Below are 10850 nucleotides of genomic sequence, written 5' to 3'. Positions count from 1 at the left end.
ATACTGAATTACCTTTCTCTATTTGAGCAACAGTAAAAACACTTATACCCGCTTTCTCAGCAAGTTGTTGCTGCGTAAGTTTCTTTCTTAGTCGGTAGTTTTTAATTCTTCTGCCGATTTCCTGAATAACTTCTGTATTACTTAAACTGTTCCAATCCATATCTTATTTTATAATGAAATCATTGCAAAGATTGGAATATTAATTTAATATAACAATAGCATATACATGGTTTATATACATAAACCGCATATTACAGATGTATTTACTGTTGTTAAATGAGTGTTTTTAAAGGAGCGCACTCCCAGATCAGATCTGACCCGCCGCCTCTTTAAAAGGAACAACCGTAATACCACTACTGCGCACTTGCTTACTATCTCCCGCATAAATAATCCATCCTCTCTCCTCACCCGAAATTTTTAACCACTCAGTAAGCGAGCCAAAGTAATCGTTGGTGATGGTTTGTCCGGATTTAATTTCTATTGGCACCAAGCCATCCTGGTTCTCAATCAGTAAGTCAACCTCTCTTCCAAGGCTATCACGCCAAAAATAGAGGTTGCTCAACTTGCCTTGATTGTATCTGTTTTTCAAAAAGTCAACCACAATCATATTTTCAAACAGCGCACCTCTTAAGGGATGCAACTTCAGTTGATTTGCATTCTCAATGCCCAGCAATGCCGAGGCCACCCCTGTGTCGTAAAAATACAATTTGGGCATCTTTACAATGCGCTTGTTGAAATTCTTGTGGTAAGGCTGTAGTCTGAAAACAATAAAACTCGCTTCTAAAACAGACAGCCAGGCAGCAATTGTTTTGTTATCCACACCTGTTTCAACGGCCAGGTTATTCATGTTCAACAACTGCCCAATGCGTCCGGCACACAAACGTAAAAAGCGTTCAAAGCTCGTCAGGTTTGTGATATTACGTATCAACCTGACATCACGCTCTACGTATGTTCTAATATAATTGGCGAAATACCTACTTGTCTCTGCCTCCGTTTCGTCATTATGGAGAGCCGGGTATAAACCTTTATACAACAACTCGTTAACCGGCAACTCGGGATTTGGCAACTCTCCCAAAGATAAAGGCAACAAAAACAGGTACCCCACCCTCCCCGCCAAGCTCTGAGATATATTTTCTTGCAAAAGAAAATTGTTTGATCCGGTTAATATAAACCGTCCACAAGTAGCATCCTCATCAAGTAGCTGTTGTAAGTAAGAGAAGATATCGGGAGTACGCTGCACCTCATCCAGAATGGCTCCTTCAGGAAAACCTGCCAAAAAACCTCGCGGATCCTCCAATGCAAAATTTCTTGTATCCGGGTTCTCCAAACTCACGTATTCCTTGTCGGGAAAAGTCATGCGAACCAGCGTCGTTTTTCCCGATTGCCGAGGCCCCACTACAGCCACCGCTCTAAACTGCTCGGCCAATGATCGAAGCTCTACCTGAGCCTGTCGTGCAATTTTCATATGTTAATAATAAGGTAAATACACATACAAAAATACAATTTTGGAATTGAATTCCAAAATTGTATAGCTATCATCCAGTTGCATCAAAACCTGTTCCACTTTTTGTATCCTCGTCTAGAGAAAAATGATACACTTAGTCAAAGAAAACGTGCAACCTAGCACCCTTCACTCTCACCCCTAGTATACCTTTCAGGGTATAAAAATCCGAAAACATTTAAAATAACACCCTAACGGGTATAATTACGCAGTCCCAGATTGGATCTAGCGCGCCATTCGATTTTTACAAAAACGTAACTATCTATTAATGTGGCACTTGGTAAAAACTAAAAGAAAAGTGGCGCGCTTGATCCAATCTGGCAAGCCATCACCCTTCACCCCTCACCCTTCACCCTATCCCCCTGCCCCTTCCCCAGCACCGTCGCAAAGATGTAATAGAAATACCGCCTGAGGGTCAGCCCTTCCATCATTTGGGCATCGGTCTCGGCCAATAGAACAGGGGTGGACATGTCAATTTCGTTGATCTGGGCCAGTCCGGTGATGCCGGGCAGGTGGTTGTAAACGCCCAGCTTGTCTCGCTCAGCAATCAATTCCGTTTGGTTATACAAATTCGGCCTGGGACCTACAAAACTCATGTCGCCTTTGGCCACGTTGATAAGCTGAGGCAGTTCATCCAATTTGGTTTTACGCAGAAAGTGTCCAAACTTTGTAATGGCAGAAGGATCAGCCAAATGCGAGGCCACAGATTTGGTGTCCTTTCGCATGGTACGGAATTTAACCAGCCGAAACGGCTTTTGATTCTTCCCCACCCGTTCCTGAATAAAAAAAGGACTCCCTGTATCAAAAAGTCCTATGATATATAGCACCAGTCCAACGGGCCAAATAATCAGCAACCCCGCAACTGAAAAAAGGAAATCAAACAAACGCCGCATGTATTAATTCTTAAACGATTCCAAAGTTTGCAACAATTCTTCTTCTGTATGGTATGGCAAAGCCTCCAGGTTCAAAGCCTCCTTCAATTTCCGGTTAGAAACCACATAATTCTCGGTCAGTTTCTGCAACCGTAACGAATTCAACGGCAAACGCAAAACATCTCCCACACGCGCAAACCACTTGATCAACCCGGCACTCAGATGCCAAATTTTAGGCCTCTTACCCAAAGACTCGCAAATCAACTCAATCAACCGATTGGTAGAAACAGGTTCATCGTCCGCCACATGGTACACCCCGGACGGAATGGTGCCGGCAGCCAACTCCCCCACCAAAAAACACAAATTCCGAGCCGAGGTAAACGACCTCTTGTTATCGAAAGCCCCCAATGGCCACGGGATTCCCCTGCGCACCACCTGGTACAACAGGTTCAGGTTCCCCTTGTTGCCCGGTCCGTGAATCATGCTCGGTCTCAGAATATATACGTTGACATCCGCAGCCTCGGCCCCGGCCCCGGCCTTTTCCAGCGCCTCCCAGATGTACTCCTCTGCCTTCCTTTTAGACTCGCCATAAGGCCCTACAGGCCGAGGCACCGCCTCCTCTGTAAGCACCTCCTCTTCTACCCTGTCCGCCACCGCCTTCACGGTACTGAAGAAAATAAAAGACCGCTTCCCTGTACCAGTTTTGCGACCTACATCTGATGCTTCCAGGAATTGGTCGAACACCCTCTTAGTCAATCCGTAATTGACCTTCATGTACGCCTCTTCATGAGATTCGCCACGCACATCATGCGCCAACCCCGCCAAATGAATGACAGCATCGTACACACTCAAATCCACCTGCTCTAGCCCGTCCCAATGAAACGACTGCCGCACACCCTCAGGCGCCACCTGCCCCAAATCAAGCACATCAACCACATCCCCTCTCCCCACAAAACCACCCACCAAATGACTCCCCACAAACCCCGATGCTCCGGTAATTAATATGTTCATAGACTTTTAAACTTATGCTTTAAAGAAATTAGGGAAATAAGCATTGACTAACAAATATGGAATGCAATTCTGTGTCTATAAACGTCAACACCAGATTATTATGATTTATCAAAACTCATCTAAAATTTTATCAAACAAATTTTGAATCTGTTCTTTAGGAAAGGTATAGCTTCTTGAGCTTTTAGGATGTTTAAACTGGTCACCTTCTTCATTATCGCGTCTGGCAAAAACTCTTTGCTGCTGCTCACCTCCTAATTCAATAATAATTTTATCTAACATTTTGCCTAATTGATCATTGCGTACATTGTCTGCACGATTGTTTTGTCTCAAAAATTCAATTAAGATTTGATTTGAAATAATTACCATTTTTATATCTTTTACTATTGGTATTAATTATTCAGTTGGAATATTTTTTTGCTTGTAGTTATCTAGTTTTCTTCTTAATTTTTCCCGGTGTTCTTCCAAATATTTTAATATTTCTTCTAATGTCATTTTGGAGAGTTTCTCCTCAAATTCTAGTTGAGACACAAGGTTTTCAATAGTATACAGAGCATCCTCAACAGGATTGAGTGCTTCTTCAATATGTGCATAAAATTCTTGTATCTGATTATATTTGTCGTATAACTTATCCCACTTTTCTTCTAGATCATACACACGGTCATTAAATATATCCAACTTCGTGATTCTATCATCCAGTTTATCCATTTCTTTCTCCAAAAGCTTTATCTGCTGCTCATATTCTTCCAAAATACAGCTAACTTCTTTCTCCATTTTTTTTAAGAATTCTAAGTAGCTTCGAAACTTATCCTGATATTGTTTTTTCATTAAAGAAGTTTTTACACATTTTTTTTCGATGTTAGAAACGTACAGTCTGAAAAAACGTTCGATTTATTAGTGCACTGCCCTTGAATCTTATTTTCAGTTCAAAAAACTCGCATTTTAATCCATTATGCAAATTTATTTTAGAAAGCAAGCCACAATTACCTTAAGTATTACACATCTAGGGGAGTTTATATTTATTTTCTTTAATACTTGTTAAACACAAATCAATTAATGATAACATTCTAAAGAAGAGATAATTTAGATGTTTTATTTCATGAATCTCCTTTTTATCAGTTTCGTGGTGTCTAATTCTGTATTCATTTCCAATTTTTGTTAAAATAATAAATTCATTGTTTATGAATTCCCCATCTATATTACCTGATACTATTGTTAATAATTTACCTGCTGATTGCCTTTTGTCAATCCCCTGATAATAAGTCTTTAATCTTTCAAATGCATCCCAAAGTTTTTCAATTGCAACTTGTTTATCCATTGGATTGAAAAATCTTTTTTTAGCTTCTTCAATTAACTTGTTTAATTCTTCGTCATCAGTATCAATGTCTTTGTTAACAAGTAATTCTGTATTTATATTAAGATCAATTAAAAATGACAAGTCAATTCCCTTGTTAGTATTTAAACTTTCTTTGAAAAATGCCTTAAATTCTTCAATTGCTTTTTGATAATTACCCTCATAATTCAATCTTTTTTCCTTGGCTTCTTTTCTGAACTCTCTTTTATTAAATAGTCCTCTTTCTATAACAATTGATATTTCCTTAATTGTCAGCTGAAGCAATACGTCTTTTACCCAGTACCTTCTCGTTGTTCCATCGTGAATATATTTAAAACCTAAATCTGTAAAAAAACTTGTAAGTTGAGATGATGTGCGATATGGAAAACTGTTATCATCTCCACAAATAAATTCAGCTAACTCTATCTCAAAATCTAAATTCCCTTGTCTTGCCTTAAGAAGTTTATAAAGCTTTAAATCTTCAAGTGAATTTCTGTCAAAACTGAGTAAAAACATTGTATCTGAAAGTAAAGTTTCCGCTTGATTAAATCCTATATTGTCAATTTTGATTTCTATACGAAAAAAAGGAAAGTCCTCAACATCAGTATTTTCAACTTCATTATAAAAATTTATCCGATTAAATCTTAATTTTTGGTTATCATCCAAAGATTCTAAAATCCCCTTCCTGAAATTGTTGAATTCCTCAAGATTCTCATCTGATAATTCCGATTTAAAACGAGCCAGATTATTTAATTTAGAAACTAAACATTCTGTTTTTCCAATATTGATCATATTTATCCCCTTGTAAATTTGTTTGTACAACCCACATTGTCTACATGGATGAATTATATATAGGCTCCATCATAAGGAGTTGAGCACATATATGTCTTTTATCTTAAATGTTTTTTTGTTTTTCTTGATTCTATAATCAATAAGGAACAACCATCCTTAATACATTTTCCTGTTCTTCGGACAACTTGTTTTCTTGTGAAACAGTGCATGATAAATCAAAAATTGCTTTTATGACAGTATCATTAATTTCTTTGGTACTGCCTAAAATGCTCATAATATTATTTGCCAGCCATATGCGATAATAAATAATACGGATTCTTCTAGGGGTAAGTATTGATTCAGTTTCCTTCATGTACCTTCCTTGCATGTATCTTGAAATTTGATTAACAATTTCTGAATTCGTTAAAGCTCTAACTTCTTGTACCTCCTTCTCCTTCGAAGTAGTTATTTTTTTACCTCTACTCGCTTTTTCTTTTTGCTTTTCCTCAGTTTCATACGAACCTTCTTCTTTCGCCAGTTTTTCAAGAAATTCAATCTGATGATTAAGACCAAGTGGTGGAAGGGCAATACCTGTCAGGAAGATTTTATCAAGTTGTTCTGTTACTATTGTTTCAAGCCGCTTAGTCACTATTATTTTCTGTTTGCTCTTATCATCATCAATGAGTGGCTTATATTTATGAGTTATAGCCATTCTTAATCTTTCCTCTTCTACACTGCAAATAATTACTAACCTTTTTTTTATGTTGTCATTTTCTAAAACAGTTCTTAAAGAATCTATTATTGAAACCATTTTAGTTTCCAGACACCTGTCAACATCATCTACATATAAGATTACTTTCTTGTTAGAAATTCTCCTTTTGGGAACCCATTTTTTTAGCAGATTTGCCAATTCTTTTTCAATTTCTGCTTGAATCCCCATTTCGTTCTTAAAAGGGATTCCCTTAGAAAAACGTCTAGTTAATGTAACAGCCGACTTGGAATACTTAAAATAAGAAACCACTAATGATCCTATTGTGCTGACTGTCGGTGCAGCAATTATCGCAACAATTATCTTTATAATTTCTAACAGAGAATTACTGTTATTTTTATAGAAGAAAATACAAGAAAAGAAAACAACTATTAATAAAAATAGACTTCCTAAAATAATTTGTCTATAATGACGATTAATTAAAAAACATACTTTCTTGTACCACTTTGCATGTTTATAAAATACCTCAAATAAATAAGCCCATATGGCAGGTGTATCCTGATACTTCCATGCATTAAATTCAACAACGTCATAGTGAATAGTATTAGAATCTTTCTTTTGATTTCTATCTTCAATTTTCTCCTTGATATTTTTGAAAAAATAGCTTTTCCCTCTGCCCCATGGGGCAAAGATTCCAATCATACACACATTATTTGAGTCAGGATTACATACAGTATCAATTTGCCTAACAAAACCTTCAGCTAGCTTCTCAATATTAAAGCAAGGTTCTATGCTTGAATCTTTAATATCGTGATACTTCTCTATTGCATCGTACTTTTTTGGTGGGGCTTGATCGAAAGAGATAAGTGGTAGTTTTGTACCAGATTCTCCTGGGTCTAATCCTAGACCTGGTCCTGGTCCACTATAAATCAAGCTCTCTGCAAAGTCAACACCATAAGAAGTGATACTTAAAATATGGCCATCACTTCCTTCATAAAGCATCGTTTCAATATAATTATGGTCAGATAAAAAATGTAGTACCCTAGCTTGCTGATCTTCACTCTCAAACTTAATGCCCTGATTCTCACAGAATTTTGAAAAGTCAATGTTTAGATCGTTTCTATGTTTGTATATCTCAACTAAAACCTTTTCCCTTAACTTTTTTTCTGTCATTATGCAAGTTTTCTTTACTAATTTCTTCGTTGGGTATAATCCAAGAAGAAAATACATTAATGAGCGTAACGTGCTCAAAATCCAATTGAGTTGAGTTTAGCTATTTTTATCACTAAGACTTCCCATCATATCGTTTAAACTCTTGCCTGAATAAAAATGGAAAGTCTATAATTCGAAATGAGTAATTATTACAAAGCCATGTCCAGATAGACCCGCAATCATCTGCAGATATTTTATTTTCCCCAATACCTAAAATTGTTTTTGATTTGTGAGTTAGTAAAAGAGAGTCTTTATATTCAGTAGAAATTTCAATTGCACTTGCACCAAAATAGAAAAAGTCATAAGAAATTAGTACTGCATCTACTGAAGTATCTCTGTGTAAGTTATCAAAATTAATAACACCATCTGGATTACTATGATGTGAATCACTTTGATGCCATGTTCCATCTGGTTTTAAATAATAAATATTATCACCATAGGCAGTTTTTCTACTTCCATTTAAACAAGGCTTCTTAAATTGAAAACGTTCGTCTATCCAATACTCATTATAAGTCATTTTTTCGCCTACCTTCATTGCAAACACTAAATTGTTACCTAACTTCCTTGGTGTAATACCAAAAACATAATCACCAACAACTAAGTTTTTTCGTATTCTTGGTTTACATGTAGCAAGAGTGCAAAAACCACCAAAAGGATTAGGTGCAAAACCGTAATCTCTCGATAAAATATATGAATATCCAATACACATTTCAGCAAGTGATACCTTGTTGAATCAAATCAGGATTGTCTCGTGGGCTGCCGTCGCTATTTTCAAAATTACCCTTATTCTCAATAGCATTTATAATTTTCTTTCCATTCCATGCGACTATTGAATCAGCAAAAACATTTAAATTATCAGGAATTTCGGAATCAGTTGCACCATGTAGAAATACACCAACGATGTTTTTACCCTCTTTTGTAGCGTACTCTATTTCCCAATTTACCCATTTACTTTGAGCAGTTTTATCTCCAATTAAACAAATAAGAGTACCGGCCCATTCAATCCGAGGACGCAATATACTTTTTATGTATTCCTCACTATGTGCATCATTAGGTTTACTACTGTCAATTGAGCTGTTTTTTAGATTATAACCTTTAGATTCTAATAAACTTTTTAATTTTTGAATGTGTTCGTCATCCTCACCTTTATGACTTATAAAAACATTTTTATTTTTCATGAAAAAATATGACTAAATAATTTTACTGATAATTCAGCTTTTATTATATTGTTCTTTTTGTAATATCAAAAGACCAATAATTGCATATCCCATAATATCTTTCAACGTATCTTCAATGGATTCAAAATTAGGTTCAGTACCCTTATTAGCTTTCTCCTGAAGTGTTTTAAAACGGCAGGCTTTATCATATATATGCACCATGTTTCCATTTAACCCTAAATTAAAACTTGCGCCTCCATAGTCTTCATTTTTTTTGATAAGAATATCAGTTACTTCATCGGTAATAGCTTTAATTTCTTTTTTATTCATATTGCCTCTTATTTAAGTATCTCTCTGAAAGTTCAGATAGAATTGGATTAACAAAATCAACTCGAGTCTTCGTGCTTTTTAAATACAGAACTTTAACCCAATCGTTAAAAAAATCTTCGTTGAAATCAACTAGATCTTTAGTTTTTCCTGAACGTATATTTTTTTCAAAAGAAAAGAGGTTATCAACTTGAGAATCCAAATCTTCTAATGTCCTAAATTTTTTTTCATAACTATAGAAATCATCAATCACATTCTCAACCTCAGATAACTTTCTAATCATACGTTCATGTCTATTATAGTAATGTAGGTTATCAACGATATGAAAATAAACACCAACTTCTAAACCAATTATTTGCGCAATACATTCTTGCATAAAAGAAAAATTGAAAATATTTACTGCACTAGCACCCCATATAATATCATTGGAGCGCATATTAACAATCAAATTAAGTTTTCCGGTTTCAACACTTCTAATAAAATGAAGCGTTTGAGTACATGGCCGATCTTCGGTATCTTTAAATTTATGAGATTTATCAAAAAAATCTTTGGAAGGATCACTTAAAGTAATAATAGCTTGCCGTGTGTTTTTATCCTTACTAAAACATTCTACAACATATCTGATCTGATCTGTCTCCATATAGAGAATATCGTTTCCACTATTTATTGGAACCTTATAATCAACATTATTTCCATTAAAATAACGTAATCTGGGCCCATATCCACCTCTAAGATAAACCTTATCATCAGAAAACGCCTCCATTCTGTTAACGTAGTATTTAATAAATTCTAAATCGTTTCTTCCCATCAATAGCCATAGTAATTCTGCATATGGTATAAACAAATCCCACTTTCGTTCTGGGATTGTTATCCATCGTGATAACGGGTTTGTGATTTTTATCATTATCGGTTCTGGAAGTTCCATACATTTTTGATTCCTTACTTTTCTTTCAATACCAAAATCCAAAAGGAGCTTAGAGGCGCCAACTAAAAAAGAATTAATTCCGTTGTATTCTACTGTGAACATTTATTCTCTATTCTGTTATTGATATTCCATTTGGGAGGAAAAAAATAATTAAAACTAGATTTACCAGGTTTATATTTTTGTTTAATACGTGTATTATCAACTTTGAGTTCTGGCATTTTAGCTCTTAAGTACTTATCTGTTTCACAAAAACAGTTTTGTAAATCTATTAATGTCGGTTCTCTACCAAATAAATTTTTAAAATCAGAATACCCATATTTTTCTCTAAACAGATACAAGTTGTCTTGTACAAACCTAATAACATCTTCATACGAATATCCGTTAATATCTACAAAACATTTTTTTATCCCTCTTATTGCACCAACACCCGCTTTAACAAAGCTATTCTCATCAAAATTCAAAACTTCTGAATAATTAAAATCAATAGCGTATTGATACGCTAGAAAATTACCAATAAATGGACACTCTAATAATAAATTAAATACCTCTTCTAATGATTTAGACTTTATTATCCTATAAATCAATCCATTATTAATAAATTCCTTATCTATCATTCTTAACCATTTCTCATGCTTGGATTTATATTGTATAAAATCTTTATGACTTCCTGTCATCATGTATGCAGCACTAAAAATGGGTTGACGTTGAATTCTTTCTGAGAGAAGTAAATTAATTTTTTTAACATTAAAATCATTTACTGTTATTCTTACCCCGTTTTCTTCTAAGTACTTCCAAGTCTCTATTTTATTGAATATTTTAAAAAACAATATTTTTAATATTACATCCTCTTCGTTATATCGTTCATTTGTGTCATATATAACGTGTTTTATCATATACTGACTAACTCTATCGCTTGCACGATATACGTTGGTAAACTTATTTTTAGTCAATATAGGATCATCAGTCCATGAACCAATGCCATTATATTTATTCCAAAATATTTCCATTCGTTTATGCATAAAATGGAAATAATAC

The 10850-nt window shown here is 35.0% G+C and carries 12 protein-coding genes; all 12 read right to left on the bottom strand.

Annotated elements, in window-relative coordinates:
- Positions 1-307: 307 nt before the first annotated feature.
- The 12 genes from M0R38_10650 to M0R38_10595 all read right to left on the bottom strand — a co-directional run bounded on the left by M0R38_10650 (position 308) and on the right by M0R38_10595 (position 10822).
- Complete coding sequence (locus M0R38_10650) at positions 308-1465, bottom strand: ATP-binding protein (GenBank protein MCK9482203.1); 1158 nt, start codon at positions 1463-1465, stop codon at positions 308-310.
- A 371-nt stretch (positions 1466-1836) separates the two neighbouring features.
- Positions 1837-2394: a sugar transferase gene (locus tag M0R38_10645; protein ID MCK9482202.1), complete on the bottom strand. Its 558-nt coding sequence runs from the start codon at positions 2392-2394 to the stop codon at positions 1837-1839.
- A gap of 3 nt (positions 2395-2397) precedes the next feature.
- Entirely contained in the window at positions 2398-3384 is a 987-nt protein-coding gene (locus M0R38_10640; GenBank protein ID MCK9482201.1) for an NAD-dependent epimerase/dehydratase family protein, read from the bottom strand.
- A gap of 108 nt (positions 3385-3492) precedes the next feature.
- Positions 3493-3750: a hypothetical protein gene (locus tag M0R38_10635; protein ID MCK9482200.1), complete on the bottom strand. Its 258-nt coding sequence runs from the start codon at positions 3748-3750 to the stop codon at positions 3493-3495.
- A gap of 27 nt (positions 3751-3777) precedes the next feature.
- A complete protein-coding gene (locus M0R38_10630) occupies positions 3778-4155 on the bottom strand; it encodes a hypothetical protein (protein ID MCK9482199.1) in 378 nt (125 codons plus the stop codon).
- 229 nt (positions 4156-4384) lie between these two features.
- A complete protein-coding gene (locus tag M0R38_10625; GenBank protein MCK9482198.1) occupies positions 4385-5506 on the bottom strand; it encodes a hypothetical protein in 1122 nt (373 codons plus the stop codon).
- Positions 5507-5642: 136 nt separating this feature from the next.
- Positions 5643-7367 carry a KAP family NTPase gene (locus M0R38_10620; protein ID MCK9482197.1) on the bottom strand — a complete coding sequence of 575 codons (1725 nt, stop codon included), beginning with the start codon at positions 7365-7367 and terminating at the stop codon, positions 5643-5645.
- 112 nt (positions 7368-7479) lie between these two features.
- Complete coding sequence (locus tag M0R38_10615) at positions 7480-8115, bottom strand: hypothetical protein (protein MCK9482196.1); 636 nt, start codon at positions 8113-8115, stop codon at positions 7480-7482.
- A 1-nt stretch (position 8116) separates the two neighbouring features.
- Positions 8117-8584, bottom strand: coding sequence for a TIR domain-containing protein (locus tag M0R38_10610; GenBank protein MCK9482195.1), 468 nt, complete (start codon positions 8582-8584; stop codon positions 8117-8119).
- A gap of 33 nt (positions 8585-8617) precedes the next feature.
- Complete coding sequence (locus tag M0R38_10605; protein ID MCK9482194.1) at positions 8618-8893, bottom strand: DUF1599 domain-containing protein; 276 nt, start codon at positions 8891-8893, stop codon at positions 8618-8620.
- The gene (locus M0R38_10600; GenBank protein MCK9482193.1) at positions 8886-9917 is read right to left on the bottom strand and encodes a thymidylate synthase; all 1032 of its coding nucleotides are present in this window, start codon (positions 9915-9917) and stop codon (positions 8886-8888) included. Before M0R38_10600 ends, M0R38_10605 begins: the two co-directional genes overlap by 8 nt.
- Positions 9905-10822: a putative DNA base hypermodification protein gene (locus tag M0R38_10595; protein ID MCK9482192.1), complete on the bottom strand. Its 918-nt coding sequence runs from the start codon at positions 10820-10822 to the stop codon at positions 9905-9907. Before M0R38_10595 ends, M0R38_10600 begins: the two co-directional genes overlap by 13 nt.
- Positions 10823-10850: the final 28 nt, after the last annotated feature.

The organism is Bacteroidia bacterium (assembly GCA_023228875.1).
In the GTDB taxonomy this organism is placed as follows: Bacteria; Bacteroidota; Bacteroidia; order NS11-12g; family UBA955; genus JALOAG01.
Note: the sequence above shows the minus strand (reverse complement) of the source record. Positions and strands in the feature narration are given on the sequence as shown.